The organism is Anaeromyxobacter diazotrophicus, assembly GCF_013340205.1.
Lineage (GTDB): Bacteria > Myxococcota > Myxococcia > Myxococcales > Anaeromyxobacteraceae > Anaeromyxobacter_A > Anaeromyxobacter_A diazotrophicus.
This window is the reverse complement of record NZ_BJTG01000004.1, coordinates 65,027-86,745: the sequence shown is the minus strand read 5'-3', so window position 1 is coordinate 86,745 and position 21,719 is coordinate 65,027. Positions and strand designations below refer to the sequence as shown.

The window sequence follows — 21,719 nt, the reverse complement described above, 5'->3', positions numbered from 1 at the left end:
TGGTGTGCCCGCAGTTTTTCACGAATGGGGGACACGCCGTTTGACCCGGGTCATTTACCCTGGGCACGAGAGTGCGGTCGTCTGACGCACGCGTGCGCCCGCCCGGTCCGCGATGCTAGCCTCGCCGCACATGCCCCCTCACCGAGAGCGCGCCGGATGGGCCGTCGGCCTGTCCCTGGGTCTCCTCCTGGCCGCCGCCGGCTGCGGCACGAAGTCCGCGCCGGGCGGCCAGGGTCGCCCGACGCCCTCCGCGGTCGGCCAGCCCACTGGACACCGCCGCTCGCTCGTCATCGACGCGACGGGCGGGACGGTCGCGTCCACCGACGGAGTGCTCACCCTCACCGTCCCCGCAGGCGCGCTCACCGGGCCGGTCAACGTCACCGTGGACGCCATCACCAACACCGCCCCGGGCGGCGTCGGCACCGCTTACCGCCTGGGACCGGCCGGCACCACCTTCGCAAGCCCCCTCACGCTCGTCTTCAAGCCCGACCTCACCGCCCACGCCCTCGCCGACCTCGTGCTCGAGACGCAGGAGAGCCAGGGCTACTGGATCCGCCCCGGCAACGTCACCCGCGACGCGACCGCCGGCACGCTCACCGTCGCCGCCACCGGCTTCGGCGACTGGGCGGTCGCCACCGGCTCGACGGCGCGCGACCTGGTCGGCAACTTCTCGGTCCAGTCCACGGTGGACGGGACGTACGCCGTCTCCGGTCAGTCCACCCTCAACTTCGCCGGAGAGGACCCGGTCGGCGCCTACTACCTGCAGTCGGGCACCCTGACGCTCACCTCGGTGTCGGTCCCGGGCCTCACCTGCACGCCCGACGCGCCCACCCTTCCGCTCCTCACCAACATCGCGGACCTCCTCCCCAACCCGAACCCGACCAAGTTCGAGTGGGGCGTGAGCGGCCACTGGAACCTGACCTGCACCAGCAGCGGCGGCGCGGGCTCGAGCGCCACGCAGCTCTTCGCCTTCGACACCAGCGGCGAGAGCGGCGGGAGCACCCTCGGCTGCACCCGCACCTACAGCGGCACCCCGATCTTCAGCGGCACGCTGGTGCAGGGCACCATGCTCGTGGACTGCGGCGCCCGGGGCACGCTGCTCGCGAGCTGGAACTTCCAGAGCTGTCTCGCCGGCACTGCCTGCACGCCGGCCAACGCCTGCCACACCGGCGCCATCTCGTGCTCGACCGGCGCGCCGGTCTGCGCCGACTCCGGGACCAGCCTGGCCGACGGGACCGCCTGCGGCACCGGGCAGGTCTGCCTCGCCGGGGCCTGCAACGCCTGCGCGGCGAACGTCACCTGCGCCCCCGCGGACCCTTGCCTCACCGGCACCACCTCGTGCTCCACCGGCACCTCGGTGTGCGTCGCCTCCGGCAACCAGCCGGACGGGACGAGCTGCGGGACGAACCTCGTGTGCTCGGCGGGGAGCTGCGTCGCGTGCAGCGCCAACCTGGCTTGCGCCCCGGCGACGAACCTCTGTCACGTCGGCACGACCTCCTGCTCCACCGGCGCCTCGACCTGCACCGACACCGGCGCGAGCCAGCCCGACGGGACGAGCTGCGGCACGGCCATGGCGTGCACCGCCGGCGCCTGCACCTGCGCGCCGGGCGGGACCTGCACCGCCCCCGCGGACCTTTGCCACGTCGCGTCCTATACCTGCGACCTTTCGGGCAACCCCGTGTGCACCCCCGGCGCCACGCCGGTCGCCGACGGCACCGTCTGCGGAACCGGACTCTTCTGCTCGGCGGGTGCGTGCATCTCCTGCTCGGGCCAGCCCGACGGGACGACCTGCGGAGCGGGCCTCACCTGCGTGGCCGGCGTCTGCAAGTGATCCAGGCGCCTTCCCGCCTCAGCACCTCACCCCAGGAGCCCCCTTGAACCCCCTTCGAATCGCCGCTGCGCTCGTCCTCTTCTGCCTCTCCTCCGGCGCGGCGCTCGCGGAGGAGCCGAAGGGCACCGCCGCCGACATCGCGCGGCTGCTCGTCCCGCAGGAGGCCTGGACTGCCGGCCTCTCCCAGCTCGCCAAGGACGTCCAGGGGCGCCTCCAGAGCCACCCCGGCTCGCACCTCCGGCTCCCGGCCGACTTCCAGACCAGCGTCCGCGCCGAGCTGGAGAAGGTCCTGCCCTACGGCGAGCTCCTCGGCCTGCACGCCCGGGCCCTCTCGGCCACCTACTCCGAGCCCGAGCTCAAGGACCTGCTCGCCTTCTACCGCTCGCCCCTGGGCCAGAAATGGCTGCAGGTGACCCCGGAGCTCACGGAGAAGGTGGCTGGAGAGACTCAGCAAAAGATGGAGCAGCAGATGCCGGGCGTGATGGAGCGGCTCGGCAAGCTCGCCAAGGCGCACCCGCCCGAGTCCTCGGGGACCTAGCGGCGCGGCCTTTCGCCGCACCACATCGCACCACACGAGCGGACGAGCGCCCCCTACACTCTTCGTCAGGGGGTGGGGGATGCGAGAGCTCGGCGATTACGCGCTGTCGCTCGTCATTGCGATGGGGGCGGTGGTCCTCAGCTACTGGGCCATCGTCTACCTGGCGCGCTGAAGCAGGGCGCGGCGTCACTGCGCCGTGTAGCCGCCGTCCACCACGACCGCCTGGCCGGTCACGCAGCCGGCCTTGTCGCTCGCCAGGAAGAGGACGTAGTCCGAGACGTCCTTCACCGCGAGCAGCTTCCGCATCGGGACCAAGGGGTAGATCACCTCCTCGAGCACGCGCTCGAGCGGCACGCCCCGCGTGCGCGCCAGGTCGCCGAGCTGGTTCCGCACCAGCGGCGTGTCCACGTAGCCGGGGCAGATGGCGTTCACGGTGACGCCGCTCGTCGCCCCCTCCAGCGCCGCCACCTTGGTGAGCCCGATGAGGCCGTGCTTGGCGCTGTTGTAGGCCGCCTTGCCGGCGAAGCCGACCAGGCCGTTGATGGAGGCCACGTTGACGATGCGCCCGAACCCTCGCTGCTTCATGCCGGGGAAGACGTGCTTGATGGCCATGAAGGGCGCCACCAGCATGACCTTCACCAGGAGCTCGAACTTCTCGGTCGGGAAGCTCTCGATGGGCGACACGAACTGGAGCCCGGCGTTGTTGACCAGGATGTCCACCCGCCCGAAGCGCTGCGCCGCGGCGTCGAGGGCCTGCTGGAGCTGAGCCTCGCTCGTCACGTCGCAGGCGAGGCCGACCGCCTCGTGCCCCTGCTTCGCCACGCCCTCGGCGGCGGCGCGCACCGCCTCCTCGCGCAGGTCCGACAGCGCCACCCGGGCGCCCTCCCCGGCCAGCGCCTCGGCGATGGCGAGCCCGATGCCGCTCGCGGCCCCGGTGACGAAGGCGACCTTGTCCTGAACGAGACCAGCCATGGTGCACCACCTCCTAGAACGGAAACTTCTTCGCCAGCGCGATCGCCTCGCCCACGAAGCCCCGGCGGAACGCGAGCACCCCCACCACGAAGACGAGCCCGGTGATGACGGTGACCCACGAGCCGAAGCCGGACAGGTAGTTCTGCAGGACGAGCACGATGAGCGCGCCGACCGAGGGGCCCATGACCGTCCCCATGCCGCCGAGGAGCGTCATGAGCACCACCTCGCCGGACATGTGCCAGTGCACGTCGGTGAGCGTCTCGGACTGGAAGACGAGCGCCTTGGTGGCGCCGGCCAGGCCGGCGAGCGCCGCCGAGAGCACGAAGGCCATGAGCTTGTAGCGGTCGACGTCGTAGCCGAGGGAGAGCGCGCGCGGCTCGTTCTCGCGGATCGAGCGCAGCACGTGGCCGAACGGCGAGTGGATGGCCCGGTAGATGGCGAAGAAGCCGGCCAGGAAGACGGCGTAGACGAAGTAGTACATCGCGTAGCGGCCCTCGAGCGAGAGGAGGCCCAGGAGCTTGCCGCGCGGGACGCCCTGCAGGCCGTCGTCGCCGCCGGTGAAGGGCAGCTGCACCGCCAGGAAGTAGACCACCTGCGCCAGCCCCAGCGTGATCATGGCGAAGTAGATGCCGGAGCGCCGGATGGCGAGGCCGCCGATGACGAGGCCCAGGCCGGCCGAGAGCAGCACGCCGAGCAGGAGCCCCACCTCCGGCGGGAGCCCCCAGTCCTTCACCGCGTGGGCGCACAGGTAGCCGGCCGCGCCGAGGAAGGCGGCGTGCCCGAAGGAGAGCAGGCCGCAGTAGCCGAGGAGCAGGTTGAACGCGCTGGCGAAGAGCGCCATGCACAGCACGTTCATGACGAAGACCGGGTAGACGAAGAACGGCAGCACCAGCCCGGCCACGAACATGACCGCGAACGCGCCGCGGACCCGCGCCACCGGCCACCCGACGCTCGCGCCGGCCCTGAGCGCCTCGCTCACTTCTGCCTCCCGAACAGCCCGGCCGGCCGCACGAGCAGCACCAGCGCCATGATGACGAAGATCACCACCGACGAGGCGGGCGGGTAGAAGTAGCGGGTGAGCCCCTCGATCACGCCGAGGCCCACGCCGGTGAGGATGGAGCCGAGGATCGAGCCCATCCCGCCGATGACCACCACCGCGAACACCACCATGATGAGGTTCGACCCCATGCCCGGAGACACCTGGTAGATGGGGGCCGCCATCACCCCGGCGAAGGCGGCCAGCGCCACGCCGAACCCGTAGGTGATGGTGAACATGAGCGGCACGTTGATGCCGAACGCCTGCACGAGGCGCGGGTTCTCGGTGCCGGCGCGCAGGTAGCTGCCGAGCTTGGTGCGCTCGATGACGAGCCACGAGCCGAAGCAGACGATCATCGCCACCACCACCACCCAGGCCCGGTACTCCGGCAGGTACATGAACGGCAGCCGCACCCCGCCCTGGAGCACCTCCGGGACGGGGTACGGGTTGCCGGAGTTGCCGTACTGCTCGTGGAAGAGCCCCTCGATGACCAGGGTGAGCCCGAAGGTGAAGAGCAGGCCGTACAGGTTGTCGAGCTGGTAGAGGCGGCGCAGCATCGTCCGCTCGATGACGACGCCCACCAGCCCCACCACCGCCGGCGCGAGGAGCAGCGCCGGCCAGTAGCCGATCCCCAGGTACTGCGCGAGGAGCCACGCCACCATGGCGCCCGACATGTAGAGGGCGCCGTGGGCGAAGTTCACGACGTTGAGCAGCCCGAAGATGATCGACAGCCCGAGCGACAGCAGCGCGTAGAACGAGCCGTTGATGAGGCCGAGGAGGAGCTGGCCGAACAGGGCTTGCATGAGGCTCCTCCCCGGCTCCCCGGCCCTACTTCTTCACCGCGATCGGGCACTTCTGCGCCTCGACCGACGGGAACGCCTGCGAGGCCGGGATGGTCTTCAGGATCTTGTAGTAGTCCCACGGGCCCTTCGACTCCTTCGGCGTCTTCACCTGCACCAGGTACATGTCGTGGCGGTGGAGGCCGTCCGGGCCGATGCGGCCGTTCTGGGCGAAGAAGTCGTTCACCGGCAGCTCGCGCATCTTGGCCATCACGGCGTCGGCGTCGTCGGTGTGGGCCGCCTTGACCGCCTCGAGGTAGTGCCGCACCGACGAGTACACGCCGGCCTGCACCATGGTGGGCATCGCCTTCTTCTTGTTGTCCGGGTGCGACTGGAAGCGCTTGGCCCACTTCCGGCTCGCGTCGTCGTGGTCCCAGTAGAAGGCGGTGGTGGCGTAGAGGCCCTGCGCCGTCTGGAGCCCCAGGCTGTGGATGTCGGAGATGAAGATGAGCAGGCCGGCCAGCTTCTGGCTCTTGGTGAGCCCGTACTCGGTGGCCGCCTTGATGGAGTTCACCGTGTCCTGGCCGGCGTTGGCGAGCCCGATGATCTGCGCGCCCGAGCTCTGCGCCTGCAGCACGTACGAGGAGAAGTCGGTGGTGCCGGGCGACGGGAAGCGCACCGAGCCGAGCACCTTGCCGCCGGCCGCCTTCACCACGGCCGAGGTGTCCTCCTCGAGCGACTTGCCGAAGGCGTAGTCGGCTGTGATGAAGAACCAGCTCTTGCCGCCCTGCTCCACCACCTCGCGGCCGGTGCCGTTGGCCAGCGCCCAGTTGTTGTAGGTGTAGTGGACCGTGTACGGGTTGCACTTGTCGCCGGTGATGGCGGTGGTGCCCGGGCCGGAGAAGAGCGCGATGCGCTTCTTCTCGTTCACGATGGGCATCACCGCGAGCGCGGTGGAGGAGGAGACGAGGTCCACCAGCGCGTCCACCTGCTGCTCGTCGATCCACTTGCGGGCGGTGTTCGAGGCGACGTCGGCCTTGAGCTGGTGGTCGGCCGAGACGACCTGGATCGGCTTGCCGTCCACCTTGCCGCCGAAGTCCTCCACGGCCATCTTCGCCGCGAGCACCGAGCCGGGGCCGGCCAGGTCGGAGTAGTAGCCGGTCATGTCGGTGAGGACGCCGAGCTTCACGACGCCGTCCGAGATGCCCTTCCCTTGGGCGAGGACGCCGGCCGGGGCGGCCAGCGCGAGGAGCAGCGCGATGCTGACGGTCTTCTTCATGCGACCTCCGGGGTTGAGGGGGAGACTAGACGCCGAGGTAGCGGTGCAGCTTCTCCATGCTGGAAGCGAGCTCGTGCTGGGTGACCATGTCGACGATGCGGCCGTGCTCGACCACGTAGTGGCGGTCGGCGAGGGGGGCGGCGAAGCGGAAGTTCTGCTCCACGAGCACCATCGTGAAGCCGCGCTCCTTGAGCTGGCGCACCACCCGTCCGAGCGCCTGGACGATGACCGGGGCGAGGCCCTCGGTGATCTCGTCGAGCAGGAGCAGGCGCGCGCCGACGCGCAGGATGCGCGCCACCGCCAGCATCTGCTGCTCGCCGCCGGAGAGGCGCGTGCCCTGGCTGTGGCGCCGCTCCCGGAGGTTCGGGAACATGGCGTACAGCTCGTCCACGGAGAGCCCGCCGCCCCCCACCTTGGGCAGGAGCATCAGGTTCTCCTCGGCGCTGAGCGACGAGAAGATGCCGCGCTCCTCCGGGCAGTAGCCGATGCCGAGGTGCACGATCTGGTGGGTCGGCAGGTGGACCGTCTCGCGCCCGTTCATCATGACCGAGCCGGTGCGGCGGCCGGTGAGCCCGAGGATGGCCTTGAGGGTGGTGGTGCGCCCGGAGCCGTTGCGGCCGAGCAGCGTCACCAGCTCGCCCTGGTTCACGCTGAAGTCCACCCCGTGCAGGATGTGCGACTCACCGTAGAACGCATGGAGATCCGTGACGCGGAGCAGCTCGACCGGCGGGGCGGCGAGGGGGCTCGCCATCAGACCGCCGCCTCCGGCTCGGCCGAGCCGATGTAGGCCTCGAGCACCTGCCGGTCGCGGGAGATGTCGGCGTAGGGCCCCTCGGCGAGGACGCTCCCGCGCGCCAGCACCGTGATGACGTGGGACAGGTCCGCCACCACCGAGAGGTTGTGCTCGACCATGAGGACGGTCCGGTCGCGCGCCACCCGCTGGATGAGGGCGGTGACGCGCCCCACGTCCTCGTGCCCCATCCCCTGCGTCGGCTCGTCGAGCAGGAGCAGCTCCGGCTCCAGCGCGAGCGTGGTGGCGAGCTCGAGCGCGCGCTTGCGGCCGTAGGGCAGCTCCACCGCCAGGAGCTCGCGGTGCGAGGCCAGGTCCACCTGCGCGAGGAGCTCGGTGGCGCGCTCGTCGAGCGCGTCCAGCGAGCGCTCGCTCTGCCAGAAGTGGAAGGAGGTGCCGAGCTTCCGCTGCAGCGCCACCCGCACGTTCTCCAGCACCGTCAGGTTGGGGAAGACGGCCGAGATCTGGAAGGAGCGGACCAGGCCGCGCCGCGCCACCTCCGCCGGGCGGGCGTGGGTGATGTCCTCGCCGCGGTAGAGGATCTGCCCGTGGGTCGCGGGCAGGAAGCGCGTGAGGAGGTTGAAGACGGTGGTCTTCCCGGCGCCGTTCGGCCCGATGAGCGCGTGGATGGTCCCGCGCCGGACGCGCAGGGACACGTCGTTCACCGCCACGAAGCCGGCGAACTCCTTCGTGAGGTGGCGCGTCTCGAGCAGGGTGTCGTCGACCATGAGTGAAGTGCGCGCCAGCGCGCAGGGCCTCCTTCTTAACCGACCTGAGTGCCCCTGAGGGGGCCTCAGTCGGGGCTTGCTTCACGTTGGGCGACGGGCGCCGCGGTGCGTCGTGACCCAAAAGAGTCACGATCTCTAAACATCGACTTCACCAGGCGGTGGTAGCGTTTTTCCCTCTCGGAGGACGGCTCGAATGCAGATCACGCGTAGACAGTTCGTGAAGTACGCCGCGGGCGGCGTGGGTGCGACCAGCCTCACGGCGCTCGGCTTCTCGCCCGCCCGGGCGCTGGCCGAGGTGCGGCAGTTCAAGCTGACCCACACCTCGGAGACGCGGAACACCTGCCCCTACTGCTCGGTGGGCTGCGGCGTCATCCTCTACACGCTCGGCGACCGCTCGAAGAACGCCCGCAGCGAGATCGTCCACGTCGAGGGGGACCCGGACCATCCGGTGAACCGGGGCACCCTCTGCCCCAAGGGCGCCGCCCTGCTCGACTTCGTGCACAGCCCGAACCGGCTCAAGCACCCCGAGTACCGCGGGCCCGGCGAGACCGAGTGGAAGAAGGTCACCTGGGAGTGGGCGCTCGACCGCATCGCGCGCCTCATGAAGGACGACCGCGACCGGAACTTCGTCGCCCGGAACGAGAAGGGCGTCACCGTCAACCGGTGGACCACCGTCGGCTTCCTGGCCGCCAGCGCCTCCTCCAACGAGTCCGGCTACCTCACCCACAAGATCCTGCGGTCGCTCGGCATGACCGCCATCGACAACCAAGCCAGGGTCTGACACGGCCCCACGGTGGCCGGTCTGGCCCCCACGTTCGGCCGTGGCGCGATGACGAACCACTGGGCCGACATCAAGAACGCAGATGTCGTGCTGGTGATGGGCGGCAACCCCGCCGAGGCCCACCCCTGCGGCTTCAAGTGGGTGATCGAGGCCAAGGTGAAGAAGGGGGCGCGGCTCATCGTCGTCGACCCACGCTTCACCCGCACCGCCGCGGTCGCCGACCACTTCGCGCAGCTCCGCCCCGGGACCGACATCGCCTTCCTGGGCGGGCTCGTGAACCACCTGCTCTCGACCGGCAAGATCCAGCGCGAGTACGTGAAGAGCTACACCAACGCGCCTTTCCTCGTCCGCGGCGACTACGGCTTCGACGACGGGCTCTTCTCCGGCTACGACGCCGAGAAGCGCAAGTACGACAAGTCGAGCTGGTCGTACGAGCTCGACGAGAAGGGGTTCGCCAAGGTCGACCCGACGCTCGAGCACCCGCGCTCGGTCTACCAGCTCATGAAGAAGCACTACGCCCGCTACACCCCGGAGCTGGTGGAGCGGGTGACCGGCGTACCGAAGGCGAAGTTCGCGCAGATCTGCGACGTCATCGCCAGCACCGCGGCGCCGAACCGCACCATGACGAGCCTCTACGCGCTCGGCTGGACGCAGCACTCGGTGGGCTCTCAGAACATCCGCGCCATCGCCTGCGTGCAGCTGCTCCTCGGCAACATGGGGATGATCGGCGGCGGCGTGAACGCGCTGCGCGGCCACTCCAACATCCAGGGCCTCACCGACATCGGCATCCTGTCGCAGTCGCTGCCCGGCTACCTCACCCTGCCGAGCGACACCGAGGACAAGTACCAGGGGTACATGGAGAAGCGGATCCAGAAGCCGCTTCGCCCCGGCCAGATGTCGTACTGGCAGAACTACCCCAAGTTCCACGTCTCGCTCATGAAGTCGTGGTGGGGCGCGGCGGCGACGAAGGAGAACGACTGGGCGTACGACTACCTGCCCAAGCTCGACAAGCCGTACGACGTCCTGACCGCCTTCGACCTCATGCACCAGGGCAAGCTCGAGGGCTACTTCTGCCAGGGCTTCAACCCGCTCGCCTCGGTGCCGGACAAGAACAAGAACGTCGAGGCGCTCTCGAAGCTCAAGTACCTGGTGGTCATCGATCCGCTCGTCACCGAGACCAGCACCTTCTGGAAGGATCACGGCCCGCTCAACGCCGTCGACCCGCGGAAGATCCAGACCGAGGTGTTCCGGCTTCCCTCCACCTGCTTCGCCGAGGAGGAGGGCTCGCTCGTCAACAGCGGCCGCTGGCTGCAGTGGCACTGGCAGGCGGCGGAGCCGCCGGGCGAGGCGAAGCACGACACCGAGATCGTGGGCGAGCTGTTCCTGAAGCTGCGCGCGCTCTACCAGAAGGAGGGCGGCGCCTTCCCGGATCCCATCCTGAAGCTGACCTGGCCCTACCGCCAGCCGCGGGCGCCGTCGCCGGAGGAGCTGGCGAAGGAGTTCAACGGCTACGCGCTCGCCGACCAGCCCGATCCGAAGAACCCGGGCCAGTTCCTGGCGCGCGAGGGCGAGCTGCTCCCCGGGTTCGGCCTGCTCAAGGACGACGGCACCACCGCCTCCGGCTGCTGGATCTTCTGCGGCTCCTGGACCGAGAAGGGCAACCAGATGGCGCGGCGCGACCCGGCCGACCCGAGCGGCCTGGGCCAGACGCAGAGCTGGGCCTGGTCCTGGCCGGCCAACCGGCGCGTCCTCTACAACCGCGCCTCCTGCGATCCGTCCGGGAAGCCGTGGGATCCGGAGCGGAAGCTCATCTCCTGGAACGGGAAGAAGTGGACCGGCGTCGACGTGCCCGACTACCGGCCCGACGCCGCGCCGGACGAGGGCCTCTCGCCCTTCATCATGAACCCCGAGGGCGTGGGGCGGCTCTTCGCGCTCGACAAGATGGCGGAGGGCCCCTTCCCCGAGCACTACGAGCCGTTCGAGACCCCGCTCGACAAGAACCCCTTCGGCAAGAGCCTCTCCAACCCGGCCGCGCGCCTCTTCAAGGGCGATCGAGAGCGGATGGGCACCGCCAAGGACTTCCCGTTCGTCGGGACCACCTACCGGCTCACCGAGCACTTCCACTTCTGGACCAAGCACACCCGCATCGGCGCGGTGCTGCAGCCGGAGCAGTTCGTGGAGCTGGGGGAGGCGCTGGCGCGCGAGCGCGGCATCGCCAACGGCGACCGGGTGGTGGTGCGCTCGAAGCGCGGCGAGCTGACCGCGAAGGCGGTGGTGACGAAGCGCATCCAGCCGCTCAGCATCGAGGGGAAGCCGGTCCACACGGTCGGGCTCCCCTTGCACTGGGGCTTCGAGGGGCTCACGAAGCCGGGCTACCTCGTCAACACGCTCACGCCGTTCGTGGGCGACGCCAACATCCAGACGCCGGAGTTCAAGGCGTTCCTGGTCGACGTCCGGAAGGCCTAGGGGGACGACGCCATGGCTCTCCAGTCGCTCGACGTCCAGCGCCGCTCCGCCACCTCGACCGCCTCGCCGCAGGCACGCAAGACCCTCGAGGTCGCGAAGCTCATCGACGTGTCCCGCTGCATCGGCTGCAAGGCCTGCCAGTCGGCCTGCATGGAGTGGAACGACCTCCGCGACGAGGTGGGGGTGAACGAGGGGTTCTACACGAACCCCAAGGACCTCTCCGACCAGTCGTGGACCTTGATGCGGTTCTACGAGGAGAACATCGAGGGCTCGCTGCAGTGGCTCATCCTGAAGGACGGGTGCCTCCACTGCACCGAGCCGGGCTGTCTCAAGGCGTGCCCGGCGCCGGGCGCCATCGTGCAGTTCACGAACGGCCTCGTCGACTTCCACCAGGAGAACTGCATCGGCTGCGGGTACTGCATCTCCGGCTGCCCGTTCAACATCCCGCGGCTCTCGAAGCACGACAACAAGGCCTACAAGTGCACGCTCTGCTCCGACCGCGTCTCGGTGGGGCTCGAGCCGGCGTGCATCAAGACCTGCCCGACGCAGGCGCTCTCCTTCGGGTCGAAGGAGGACATGCTCGCTCAGGCGGAGCACCGCCTCGACGACCTGCGCGAGCGCGGGTTCACGAAGGCCGCCGTCTACGACCCGCAGGGCGTGGGCGGGACGCACGTGGTGTTCGTGCTGCCGCACGGCGACCAGCCCGAGAAGTACGGCCTGCCCAAGGACCCGCACCTCGGCCCGCTGCTCTCGGTGTGGCGGAGCTGGGTGTCGCGCTCGCTCGGCGTCTTCACCATGTTCGCGGTCGTGGTGGCGGGCGTCTTCCACTACATGAAGGTGGGTCCGCTGGAGGAGCCGAAGGACGACCCTCCGGCGCCGCCGAGCCCGCCGCGGAAGGAGGCCTGAGATGGCCACCACCGAGAAGGACCTCCGGACCCCAGCGGCTGTCGGTCACGGCGAGGAGCAGCCGCTCCTCCGCCGCTACCCGGAGTGGGAGCGGCTCGTCCACTGGGGCGTCGCCATCGCGTACATCTTCCTCTTCCTGTCGGGCCTGGCGCTCTTCCACCCCTTCTTCTTCTGGACGGCGGCGCTCTTCGGCGGCGGCCCGCTCCTGCGGATCCTGCACCCGTTCCTCGGCGTGACGCTCGCCCTGCTCTTCTACCCGTACGCGGCGCAGCTCTGGCGCGACAACCTGATGACGCCGACGGACTGGCGGTGGACCCGCCACGCGTTCGACTACATGAACAAGCGGTACGAGAACCCGCCGGACACCGGCAAGTACAACGGCGGCCAGAAGCTCATGTACTGGTCGATGGTCGCCGTCATCGCCGTGCTGGTGACGACCGGCGTCCTCATCTGGCAGCCCTACTTCGCGCCGGCGTTCTCCGCCACCACGCGCAAGGCGGCGGCGGTGCTGCACGCGATCAGCGCCTTCATCATGTTCGTGGGCATCGGCATCCACGTCTACGCGGGCTTCTGGACCAAGGGGTCGTTCCGGGCGATGACGCGCGGCACCGTCACGCGCGGCTGGGCGCGCCTGCACTACCCCGGCTGGTACCGGCAGATGACGGGCAAGGAGCCGTGACGGCCGACCCGCAGTCGCCCTCCGGCCCGGGCGGCCTCACGGACATCCCGCACCTGCGCCTCCCCGACGCGCAGGCGCTCTTCCGGCGCCGGGCCGAGCGCTTCGCCGCGCTCGCGCCCGGGCACACGCTCTCGGAGTACCTCGAGCTCCTGGGTCGGGTGGCCGAGGCCCAGCGCGTCGCGGCCGCCACGCTCACGCCCGCCCTGCCCCGCGCGCTCGCCCCGGAGCGCCCGCTCGACGCGACGAACCTGCGGCGCGGGCCGGAGTGGCTGGCGGCCCTGAAGGTCGTCCTCGACGCGCTCTCCGCCGCCGAGGTGCCGGGGGAGAGCCGGGCCGCGCTCGCGCTGCTCGCCGAGCTGCCGCCCCCGGAGCTGGAGGCGCTCGCCGACCGCGTGCTCGCGAACGCGGTGGCCGGGGCGGACCTCGCCGCCGGCGCCTTCGTGGCGGCGGCGCTCCAGGTCCACTTCACCGGGCTCGCCGCCCAGCTCACCCCGGACGCCGCGCCGCGTACGCGGGACGGCTGCCCCGCCTGCGGCTCCCTGCCCGTGGTCGGGATCGTGCTCGGCGACGACAAGCTCCGCTACCTCGTCTGCAGCCTCTGCGGCGCGCAGTGGCACCACACCCGCGTCCAGTGCACGGCCTGCCACGAGGGGAAGGGGCTCACCTACTACCAGCTCGGCGCCGAGCAGGCGGCCGCGGCGAAGCTCCCCGCCGCCTACGTGAAGGCGGAGGCCTGCGCCGCCTGCAAGGCGTACACGAAGCTCTTCTACGTCGAGCAGGCGCCGGCGCTCGAGCCCTTCGCCGACGACGTCGCGACGCTCGCCCTCGACCTCCTCATGGCCGAGGAGGGCTGGGCGCGGCACGGGGTGAACCTGTTCCTCATGGCGGGGGAGGAGCGGCTGCCCGACCGGCGCTGACGCTGCACGCTGCGTCCGCCGGCGCGGCGACCGCCCGCCAGGCCGTCTGCCCACTTGGGGTGCGCCCGCCGGCCACGGTAGAGTGCGCCGCCATGCCACGGTCTCGCGCCTACGCGCTCGCAGCCGCGACGATGTTCTTCGTCTCCGGGGCGGTCGGCCTCGTCTACCAGGTCGTCTGGTCGCGCCTCTTCAACGAGGTGTTCGGGGTCACCGCCTACGCGGTCACCGCGGTGCTCGCCACCTACCTGGGCGGCCTCGCGCTGGGGGCGTGGTGGCTCGGGCGGTTCGCCGACCGTACGCCGCGCCCGCTGCGGCTCTACGGCTGGCTCGAGCTCGGGGCGGCGGCGACGGCGCTGGGCGGCGCGTTCCTGCTCCGGACCTTCGAGCCCGCGCACGTCTGGGCGGCCAACCACCTCGCGCCCGCCTCGCCGGCGCTGCTGCTCGTGCGTGTGGGGCTCGCCTCGGCTGTCGTGCTCCCGCCGACGGCCCTCATGGGCGCGACGCTCCCGGCCATGACCCGCGCCTGCGTGGAGCGGGTCGGCGCGCTCGGCGCGCGGCTCAGCCTCCTCTACGGCCTCAATACCGCGGGCGCCGTTGCCGGCACGCTCCTCGCCGGCTTCGTCCTCATCGGCACGCTGGGGGTCCACCCCACCCTGCTCGCGGCGGTGGCGGCGAACGCGGCCGTCGGCCTCGCCGCGCTCCTGCTCGGGAGCCTCGCCGCGCCCCTGCCGGTGGCGGCGGCGCCGGCCGAGCCCGAGCCCGCGCCGTCGCCAGGCGGCGCCGCCCCGGCAGGCCGCGGCGCCCGCCTGCTGCTCGTCGCGATGGCGCTCTCCGGCTTCGCCTCGCTGACGCTCGAGGTGCTCTGGACGCGGCTCCTCGTGCTGGTCTTCGGCACCTCCACCTACGCCTTCGTCACCATGCTGGCGGCCTTCCTGGTCGGCATCGCGCTCGGCAGCCTCGTCTGCCGCGGTGTCGTCGACCGGCTCCAGGCGCCGCGCCGCACCTTCGGCTGGGTGCAGGTCGCCATCGCCCTCTCGACCCTCGCCACGGTCCCGGCCATGCGGGCCCTGGTGGCCACCGGACAGCGCTGGTTCGACGGGCACCAGCTCCGCTGGGTGGAGCTCTTCGCCGGGCGCTTCGGGCTGAGCTTCCTCGTCATGATCGTCCCGACCACGCTCATCGGGACCACCTTCCCGCTCGCGGCGCGCCTGTGGGCGCGCACCACCCGCGACCTGGGCGGTCGCCTCGGCCAGCTCTACGGCGCGAACACGCTCGGCAACATCGCCGGGGCGGCGGTGGGCGGGTTCGTGCTCCTCCCCGCGCTCGGGATCCAGCGGGCGGTGGCCTCGGTGACCGCGCTCAACCTGGCGGCCGCGCTGTGGGCGCTCTGGCCGGAGCCCGCCGACCGGCGGCGCCGGGTCACCCTGCTCCGCACCGGCGCCATCGCGGCGGCGCTCCCGGCGTGCGCGCTGGCGGTGGTCCTGTGGCGGCCGGCCCCCTTCGTCACCAGCGAGGAGCACGAGGGCGACCGCGTGCTCTACTACCACGAGGGCCTCGTCTCGACCGTCAAGGTGACCCAGCGCGCCGACGACGCGCGGCAGCTCCAGATGTTCGTGGACGGCGTCCGCATCGGCCAGAGCCAGGTGGGCGTCGACCGCAAGCAGCAGGTGCTGGCCCACTTCCCGTTCCTCCTGCACCCCGGCGCGACGCCGCGGCTCGTGCTCACCATCGGCCTCGGCAGCGGCATCCTGAGCGGCGAGGTGGCGCACCACCCGGGCGTGGAGCGGGTGGACTGCGTGGAGCTGTCACCCTCGGTCATCGAGGGCGCCCGCACCTTCGGCGACTACAACGGGCACGTGCTGGAGCGGCCCGGGGCGCGGATCATCGCGGACGACGGGGTGAACTTCCTCCGCCGCGCGCCGGACCGCTACGACGCCATCATCTCGGACGGCAAGTCCCGCTCCGGCCACGCGGGGAACGCGCTCTTCTACTCCGAGGAGTACTACCGCAGCGCGCGCGAGCACCTCGCGCCGGACGGGATCATGATGCAGTGGATCCCGCTCGACGTGCCGTCGCGGGACATGCGCACCATCGTGCGCACGTTCCTCGGCAGCTTCCCTTACGCCTACCTCTGGCTGTCGCAGGACTCGTGCTTCCTGGTCGGCCGGGCCGAGCCGCTCGTCTTCGACCCGGTGCACGTCCAGCGCGAGCTCGACGCGCCCGCCGCGGCGGACCTCCGCCGCCACGGCTGGCGGACGGTCGCCGACGTGGCCGGGCTGCTCGTGGACGACGCGCCGGCGCTCCAGCCGTGGCTCGCCGGCGACGACCGGGTGAACTCGCTCGAGCGGCCGGTGCTCGAGTTCTACGATCCGAGCGAGCTCGCCACCTCCGACGCGCGGCGCGAGAGCGCGAACCTCTCCGCCCTGGCCGCCACCTGGCGCGGGCCGCTCACCACCGTCCGGGTGACGGGCACCGCGCCACCGCGCGCCACCGAGGCGCTGGCGCGGCTGGTGGCCGGGCTCGACCTCGCCTCGCGGGGCGACGCGCGCGGCGCCGACCTCCTCGGCCAGGCCGCGGCCAACGCCTCGGCGGCGGGCGCGCTCCAGCAGTGGGCCTCGCTCGCGATCTTCGACCTGGGCCGCCGGCTCGACGTCCAGGGGGAGCAGGCCGCCGCCGCCCAGCTCTACCGCGCGTCCCTGCGCGCCTGGCCGGAGCTGGTCGAGGCCCACCTCAACCTGGGCCGCCTGCTGGCGGCCCAGGGGCAGGCCGCCGAGGCGGGCTCCGAGCTCCGGCGCGCGCTGGAGCTCAACCCCGACTCCGGCGCCGCGCACCGCGCGCTGGCGCGGCTGCTGGCCGAGCTGGGCGACGCCGAGGGCGCCGTCCGTCACGCGCGCGCGGCCGCGCAGGTCGGCCCCGAGCTGGCCGACGCGCACGAGGTGCTGGCGCTGGCGCTGGCGATGAGCGGCCAGCTCGACGAGGCCGTGCCGGAGGTGCGCGAGGCGCTGCGCCTCGCGCCTGCCTGGCCGGAGCCCATGATGCGGCTCGCCCTCCTGCTCACGATCCGGCCGCACGCCACCTCCGAGGACGTCCGCGAGGCGGTCCGTCTCGCCCGGCGGGCGGCGGAGCTGACGGAGGGGCGCGACCCGGCGGCGCTGGAGACGCTCGCCGCCGCCTACGCCTCCGCGGGCGAATTCCGCGACGCGGTCGCGGCGGAGCAGCGCGCCGCGGAGCTGGCCGCGGCCGCGGGCGACGGCGCCCTCTCCGCCGCGACCGCCGCCGCGCTCGAGCTCTACCGGCACGGGCGCCTGCTCCCGCGCGGCGAGGCCGCGCCGGCCGCGCCCTGAGGCGGGGATCACTCCCCCGGCCCGGGTCGCCACCGGTCGATCGACGTCCGGACGAGCTCCTCCCGCTCCGCCCGCGCCGCCGCGAAGTGCGCGAGGTAGTACGGGATCTGCGCGTCGCTCCACGACCAGAGCCGGCCGCGGTAGCGCGGGTCGTCGATGTCCTGCGCGAGCTGGGCCGGTCCGGCCGGCCCCTCGCGGCGCGCGTTCCAGCCGCGCGGCTCGTAGGCGAACGCTCCCACGACCTGCACCAGCACCGACCACGCCAGCAGCCCGCCGAAGACGGCGCGGCGCCAGCGCGCGGCGACGATCCAGCCGAGCGCCGGGGCGGCGAGCAGCGCCAGGATCGGCGCCAGATCGACCACGCGGCGGTAGCCGTACGCCCACCCGCCCCACCAGTCGAACCACTTCGACTCGACGAGGAGGAGCAGCGCGGCGCCGACCGCGAGCGGGCGCAGCGGCGCCCAGCCCGCGCGCCGCCAGGCGAGGGCGGCGCCCGCCAGCCCGAGCCCCAGCACCGGCGAGTAGACGAGCAGGCCGCGCGAGGGGCTCAGCAACGTCCCCGCCAGGCCGGTGAGGAGCGGCGTCTGCCACAGGTCGGGGCTGCCCGTCTTCGAGAGGGCGATCGCCGGCCCGGCCGCGGTCTGGCCGAAGGACCAGGGCGCGCCGAAGAAGTAGGCGTTGTAGGCCGCCAGCGCGGCCGCGAACGGGGCGGCGCCGGCGAGATACGCGGCGAGCGCGCGCGGCCGGACCACCGCCAGCCACCCCGCGACCGCCAGCGCGAAGACCGCGTCGGGGGGCCGGCAGGCCGCGGCGCACGCGAAGGCCGCGCCGGCCCCGGCGTACCACCAGCGCTCGCGCAGGGCGGCGCCGACCGGCGCCACCCCCACCGCGCGGACGAGGAGCAGCGCGCCGAGCGCGAGGAAGCACTCGGCCGCCGGGTGCTGCCACAGCGCCTGGCTGCTGACGCTGAAGACGCAGGTGCCGAGCCCGTACCCGAGCGCCACGAGCGCCGCCAGCGCCGGCGAGAGCCAGGCGCGTGCGGCCAGGAAGACGAACGCCGCCGAAGCCGCCACGAGCAGGGAGGCGGCCAGCTTGGCCCCGTACCACAGCGCCTCCGGGTGCCGGCGCAGGTCCCCGGCGAAGAGGCGCACCGCCGCGAGCACCGGCGCCGCGGCGATCCCGGCCCCGGGGCCGAACGTGTTCACGAAGACCGGCTCGCCCGTCGCCGGGTCCGAGCGCCGCGAGGGGGTGAGGTGGTAGTAGCTCGAGGTGGGGACGAGGAGCCCCCGCGACCAGAGGTCCGCCGCGCGCACGCCGCCGAGGAGCGTGTCGCCGCTCAGGATCCCGTCCACGGGCTGCCCGTCCGGCGGGCGGAGCATCCACTCGAAGTGCGCGGGGTCGCGGGTGGGCGTGAAGGAGAGCCGCCCATCCTCGACCAGGTTCGCCGCCACGAACACGTTGCCGACGGCGTCGCTCCCGACCAGGAAGTCGCGGTTCGCCCCGTAGCTCGCGCACAGCGCCGCGGCGATGAGCAGCGCCCAGCGCCCGTCGCGGGAGCGGCGAGGCGCGGCGGGCGGCGGCGCGTTTCTCATCGCGGCCAGCATCCCGGCTGCGGCCGCGCTGCGTCAAGAGGAGAGACGACAGCGCTGGCGCCGGGCTGCGGCGGAGCAGCGCGCCCAGCGCGTTTGACGGGCCGGTGGCTCGCGGCTACGGTCTCCGCCGACCGTGGCCGCCAACCTCAAGGGAGCGATCGATTGATGGAGACGCGTCCTGATCAGGCTGCACATCAGTCGCTTCATCGTGCGCCCACCGACAGCGCCGCATTGACGTTGGGTGCTGCCATTTGTGCGATAGCACTCGGCTTAGCGATCCAGGTACGTGACGGTCATCTCGCACCGACCGCCGTCGCCTGGCTCACGCTCGCGATCATCAGCGCTTCCCTGGGAATGAGCCTGCCCCGCCTGCCAAGCGTCGAACGGATTGCCGACACACTATTGCCCTGGACGCTTCTCGCCGGCCTGCTCATCCACAGCTGGAGCTTCCTCACCGCCGCGCCAGCGCAAGATCTTCGTATCGAGTCCATTGAGCAATTGCGGCCGTTCTATTTCGGCATTGCTGCGTTGACAGCACTGGGGGGAGCGGCGCTGGGATGCCCGTACTGGCTCAGACGATGGCACGTCGCCCTGGTACTCTTGGTTTTTGTCGGTCTAGGGACTTGGCTGATCACAGCGTCACCGAGCCCCTTCATTGATGTCGTCGAGGTCCACAACACGAGCATCAGCGCGCTGCTGCAAGGAACCAATCCGTATACGATTACGTTTCCAGACATCTACAACGATCCCGCCATGTATGGGCCAGGGATGGTCAAGGATGGCCGGTTGATGTTCGGGTACACATACCCGCCGCTCAGCCTACTTCTCGCAACCCTCGGTTCCTTCGCAGGCGATTATCGATACGCACTCTTGGCCGCGATTACGATCGCGGCAGGGTGCATCGCTTACGCGCGTCCAACAGGCACCGGGGTCATCGCAGCGACGCTGCTGCTCCTGACACCCCGTTCTCTATTCGTTCTCGAGCAGGGCTGGACGGAGCCTTTCGTGCTGATGTTGGTGTCGGCAACTGCCATGCTTTCGGTTCGCCGCCCACGCCTAGCGCTCGTCACGCTCGGCCTGCTTCTTGCGGTCAAGCAGTATGCAGTTCTCTTCATCGGAACCGCAGCGCTGCTGCCCCTGTGGCGCGACGAAGGAAGCAGACTTATACGCGTACGGGCGATTGCCGTGACCATGGGAGTGGCGGCAGTGGTCACATTGCCGTTCCTTCTATGGTCGCCGGTGGCGCTCTTTCGCGATCTAATAACTACTCAGCTTCATCTGCCCTTCAGAGGCGACTCTCTCAGCTATAGCGCATGGTGGGCGGCGGTTCGGGGCCAAGAACCGCACTATTGGGTCGGGTTCGCGCTAGCTATGGCCGCCGGCATCCTCGTCTTCATCAGAGCTCCAAGGACGGCTTCGGGCTTCACCATGTCCTTCGGCTTCGTGTTTTTGTGGTTCGTAGTCTTCAACCGACAGGCGTTCTGCAATTACTACTACCTGATCCTGGGATGCATGTTCGCATCGGTCGGCATGTCGACTCACCGTGTCGGCCCCGCAGTCGCCCACGCCACGAGTGCGAGCCGAAACGATGTCACCCGGACATCGATGTCGGTGAACTGAACACTCGCCAGTCCATGCTCAAGGGTCTTTGCCGACAACTGGCTCGGATGGATGTTCTTTCGCGAGTATCCGCCATGTCGTGCAACGATCTCCAGGAACGTCCTTTCGAGGAGCGGGAGCCAGGGTTCCCCGTAATTAGGCGTGCTGAGCCAGAGCCGGCCTCCAGGCTCAAGGATCCGCCGAAGAACATCGAGATACGAACGCCAGTGCTCGATATGTTCGATAACTTCCTTGGCGAACACAGCATCGAACGTTTCCCCGAGCGTTCGCAAATCTTGGTCCGGCAAGACGACCTCGGCGCGAACAACACGGGGGTCCCGGCGTGCCTGCAGCAGCGCGATCGCCCGCGGGTCGATGTCAACTGCCGTAAGTTTGATATTCGACGGAGCCGCGTCGATCTCTTGACCGAGCCCGCATCCGACCACCAAGACACGTGGGGACGTCTTGCTGTCAGCTACCAACCGCAGGAACTTCCGTAGATCGCCCTGGATAGGCCGATGATAGAGCGACCATGGGAAGCGATACACTCTTCCATGGTTTACGAAGTACTCAGCTTCCATCGCCAGTCGCCTCCGCGACAATCATGTATTCGTACGCCGTAGGCGACTCGAACGGCACGAGAGGACCCTGTAACGCCCAGGCGAGCAGGCGGCGGACAGGCGTCAGGGCCATGTCTGGAACGAGAACGAGCGCGCGATTGGGGTAACTACCGAATACTGACTTGAAGAGGAAGGCCACAAACGAACTCGGGAGAAACAACCGGAACAAGAACTCGGACCGCGGGCTACCTAGACCATATGCCTTTGTCACCGTCCAGCGGTGCTGGCTCAACAGCCTCTGCCAAACGGGGACGCTGTATAGGTGCCAATGCTGGAAAAAGCCATTGAATGCCCCGGCGATGGCCATGGAGATCCGAGGGGCACGCCTAAGCAGCATCCGCTGGGTTATTCCGTGAAAGGCCCATTGCACCGAGGGCACAAACAGCACAAGGCGTGCGCCGGGCGCAGCGCACGAGCGTAGATTCTTCAAGGCCGAGTCGATGTCGCGCACGTGTTCCAACGAGCAGTTCCCGATGATTTGCTCGAACTCGATATCCGGAAACGGCCGGTCGCGCGATATGTCGCCGACTTCCGCGCGGATACGGGACGCCGCCTGAGACACCTCCGTCCGAGCGATGTCAACGCCGTAGACATCCTCAGATTTCCGGTCGAGCAGAGTCCACCAGAACCCGTCTCCGCAGCCGACATCGAGCACCGGGCCGTTGCCGCCTATGGCTGGCGCGACACTCTCGAGCGCAAGCAGACGGTTCAGTTCGCGAATGCAGAGCGCAAGCGGCGCATGTCGCGTATACGAGCATATCCAGCGATCGAGTGTTTCTACGTGAGGTGCCGAGTCCATGAAAAGTCGGGTCGCAGTGCAACTGCCTGCCGCCTCCGAACAAGAATGGGAAGCCCTTCGAAC

Annotated in this window: 17 protein-coding genes; 8 read left to right on the top strand and 9 right to left on the bottom strand. The window is 70.4% G+C overall.

Translation table 11 applies throughout. The annotated features are described in order from the left end of the window. Positions 1 to 130 precede the first annotated feature (130 nt). Together HWY08_RS09035 and HWY08_RS09030 are read left to right on the top strand one after the other, a co-directional pair. Positions 131 to 1,831: a hypothetical protein gene (locus HWY08_RS09035; RefSeq protein ID WP_176064551.1), complete on the top strand. Its 1,701-nt coding sequence runs from the start codon at positions 131 to 133 to the stop codon at positions 1,829 to 1,831. Positions 1,832 to 1,874: 43 nt separating this feature from the next. Further along, a complete protein-coding gene (locus HWY08_RS09030) occupies positions 1,875 to 2,369 on the top strand; it encodes a DUF2059 domain-containing protein (RefSeq protein ID WP_176064550.1) in 495 nt (164 codons plus the stop codon). Between the two features lie 186 nt (positions 2,370 to 2,555). On the opposite strand, the gene HWY08_RS09025 is transcribed toward HWY08_RS09030, so the two are convergent. The 6 genes from HWY08_RS09025 to HWY08_RS09000 are packed head-to-tail and all read right to left on the bottom strand — an operon-like array spanning position 2,556 to position 7,953. Beyond that, positions 2,556 to 3,341 carry a 3-hydroxybutyrate dehydrogenase gene (locus HWY08_RS09025; protein ID WP_176064549.1) on the bottom strand — a complete coding sequence of 262 codons (786 nt, stop codon included), beginning with the start codon at positions 3,339 to 3,341 and terminating at the stop codon, positions 2,556 to 2,558. A 13-nt stretch (positions 3,342 to 3,354) separates the two neighbouring features. Beyond that, positions 3,355 to 4,320, bottom strand: a complete 966-nt coding sequence (locus HWY08_RS09020) for a branched-chain amino acid ABC transporter permease (RefSeq protein WP_235969540.1) — start codon at positions 4,318 to 4,320, stop codon at positions 3,355 to 3,357. Then, positions 4,317 to 5,180 (bottom strand): branched-chain amino acid ABC transporter permease, encoded by an 864-nt coding sequence (locus HWY08_RS09015; RefSeq protein WP_176064548.1) that lies wholly within the window; start codon positions 5,178 to 5,180, stop codon positions 4,317 to 4,319. The genes HWY08_RS09020 and HWY08_RS09015 overlap by 4 nt, the downstream gene beginning before the upstream one ends. A 25-nt stretch (positions 5,181 to 5,205) precedes the next feature. Beyond that, entirely contained in the window at positions 5,206 to 6,435 is a 1,230-nt protein-coding gene (locus HWY08_RS09010; RefSeq protein ID WP_176064547.1) for an ABC transporter substrate-binding protein, read from the bottom strand. A 25-nt stretch (positions 6,436 to 6,460) separates the two neighbouring features. Next, entirely contained in the window at positions 6,461 to 7,186 is a 726-nt protein-coding gene (locus HWY08_RS09005) for an ABC transporter ATP-binding protein (protein ID WP_176064546.1), read from the bottom strand. Then, the gene (locus HWY08_RS09000; protein WP_176064545.1) at positions 7,186 to 7,953 is read right to left on the bottom strand and encodes an ABC transporter ATP-binding protein; all 768 of its coding nucleotides are present in this window, start codon (positions 7,951 to 7,953) and stop codon (positions 7,186 to 7,188) included. Before HWY08_RS09000 ends, HWY08_RS09005 begins: the two co-directional genes overlap by 1 nt. A gap of 193 nt (positions 7,954 to 8,146) precedes the next feature. Between HWY08_RS09000 and fdnG the strand changes: the two genes are divergently transcribed. The 5 genes from fdnG to HWY08_RS08975 all read left to right on the top strand — a co-directional run bounded on the left by fdnG (position 8,147) and on the right by HWY08_RS08975 (position 17,046). Then, a complete protein-coding gene (gene fdnG / locus HWY08_RS08995; protein WP_176064544.1) occupies positions 8,147 to 11,200 on the top strand; it encodes a formate dehydrogenase-N subunit alpha in 3,054 nt (1,017 codons plus the stop codon). Between the two features lie 12 nt (positions 11,201 to 11,212). Then, positions 11,213 to 12,106, top strand: coding sequence for a formate dehydrogenase subunit beta (fdxH, locus tag HWY08_RS08990; protein WP_176064543.1), 894 nt, complete (start codon positions 11,213 to 11,215; stop codon positions 12,104 to 12,106). A gap of 1 nt (position 12,107) precedes the next feature. Continuing rightward, on the top strand, positions 12,108 to 12,785 hold the full coding sequence (locus HWY08_RS08985; RefSeq protein WP_176064542.1) for a formate dehydrogenase subunit gamma: 678 nt from the start codon (positions 12,108 to 12,110) through the stop codon (positions 12,783 to 12,785). After that, positions 12,782 to 13,702, top strand: coding sequence for a formate dehydrogenase accessory protein FdhE (gene fdhE, locus HWY08_RS08980; protein ID WP_176064541.1), 921 nt, complete (start codon positions 12,782 to 12,784; stop codon positions 13,700 to 13,702). Before HWY08_RS08985 ends, fdhE begins: the two co-directional genes overlap by 4 nt. Before the next feature lie 92 nt (positions 13,703 to 13,794). Continuing rightward, positions 13,795 to 17,046, top strand: coding sequence for a fused MFS/spermidine synthase (locus HWY08_RS08975; protein WP_235969539.1), 3,252 nt, complete (start codon positions 13,795 to 13,797; stop codon positions 17,044 to 17,046). An 8-nt stretch (positions 17,047 to 17,054) separates the two neighbouring features. Here HWY08_RS08975 and HWY08_RS08970 read toward each other — a convergent pair whose 3' ends face one another. Beyond that, positions 17,055 to 18,638, bottom strand: coding sequence for a hypothetical protein (locus tag HWY08_RS08970; RefSeq protein WP_176064540.1), 1,584 nt, complete (start codon positions 18,636 to 18,638; stop codon positions 17,055 to 17,057). Between the two features lie 165 nt (positions 18,639 to 18,803). Between HWY08_RS08970 and HWY08_RS08965 the strand changes: the two genes are divergently transcribed. Beyond that, positions 18,804 to 20,258, top strand: coding sequence for a hypothetical protein (locus HWY08_RS08965; protein WP_176064539.1), 1,455 nt, complete (start codon positions 18,804 to 18,806; stop codon positions 20,256 to 20,258). On the opposite strand, the gene HWY08_RS08960 is transcribed toward HWY08_RS08965, so the two are convergent. Both HWY08_RS08960 and HWY08_RS08955 read right to left on the bottom strand, forming a co-directional pair. Then, a complete protein-coding gene (locus tag HWY08_RS08960; protein ID WP_176064538.1) occupies positions 20,177 to 20,818 on the bottom strand; it encodes a class I SAM-dependent methyltransferase in 642 nt (213 codons plus the stop codon). The two genes, HWY08_RS08965 and HWY08_RS08960, sit on opposite strands and share 82 nt — an antisense overlap. Beyond that, positions 20,808 to 21,656: a class I SAM-dependent methyltransferase gene (locus HWY08_RS08955; RefSeq protein ID WP_176064537.1), complete on the bottom strand. Its 849-nt coding sequence runs from the start codon at positions 21,654 to 21,656 to the stop codon at positions 20,808 to 20,810. Before HWY08_RS08955 ends, HWY08_RS08960 begins: the two co-directional genes overlap by 11 nt. Positions 21,657 to 21,719 lie beyond the last annotated feature (63 nt).

Excerpts from the sequence above, each read along its gene's own strand:
- HWY08_RS09005 (WP_176064546.1), bottom strand. The coding sequence starts at position 7,186 with ATGGCGAGCCCCCTCGCCGCCCCGCCGGTCGAGCTGCTCCGCGTCACG.
- HWY08_RS08955 (WP_176064537.1), bottom strand. The coding sequence starts at position 21,656 with ATGGACTCGGCACCTCACGTAGAAACACTCGATCGCTGGATATGCTCG.
- HWY08_RS08970 (WP_176064540.1), bottom strand. The coding sequence starts at position 18,638 with ATGAGAAACGCGCCGCCGCCCGCCGCGCCTCGCCGCTCCCGCGACGGG.
- HWY08_RS08985 (WP_176064542.1), top strand. The coding sequence starts at position 12,108 with ATGGCCACCACCGAGAAGGACCTCCGGACCCCAGCGGCTGTCGGTCAC.
- HWY08_RS09015 (WP_176064548.1), bottom strand. The coding sequence starts at position 5,180 with ATGCAAGCCCTGTTCGGCCAGCTCCTCCTCGGCCTCATCAACGGCTCG.
- HWY08_RS09010 (WP_176064547.1), bottom strand. The coding sequence starts at position 6,435 with ATGAAGAAGACCGTCAGCATCGCGCTGCTCCTCGCGCTGGCCGCCCCG.
- fdxH (WP_176064543.1), top strand. The coding sequence starts at position 11,213 with ATGGCTCTCCAGTCGCTCGACGTCCAGCGCCGCTCCGCCACCTCGACC.
- HWY08_RS09035 (WP_176064551.1), top strand. The coding sequence starts at position 131 with ATGCCCCCTCACCGAGAGCGCGCCGGATGGGCCGTCGGCCTGTCCCTG.
- HWY08_RS09025 (WP_176064549.1), bottom strand. The coding sequence starts at position 3,341 with ATGGCTGGTCTCGTTCAGGACAAGGTCGCCTTCGTCACCGGGGCCGCG.
- HWY08_RS08965 (WP_176064539.1), top strand. The coding sequence starts at position 18,804 with ATGGAGACGCGTCCTGATCAGGCTGCACATCAGTCGCTTCATCGTGCG.
- HWY08_RS08960 (WP_176064538.1), bottom strand. The coding sequence starts at position 20,818 with ATGGAAGCTGAGTACTTCGTAAACCATGGAAGAGTGTATCGCTTCCCA.
- HWY08_RS09000 (WP_176064545.1), bottom strand. The coding sequence starts at position 7,953 with ATGGTCGACGACACCCTGCTCGAGACGCGCCACCTCACGAAGGAGTTC.
- HWY08_RS08975 (WP_235969539.1), top strand. The coding sequence starts at position 13,795 with ATGCCACGGTCTCGCGCCTACGCGCTCGCAGCCGCGACGATGTTCTTC.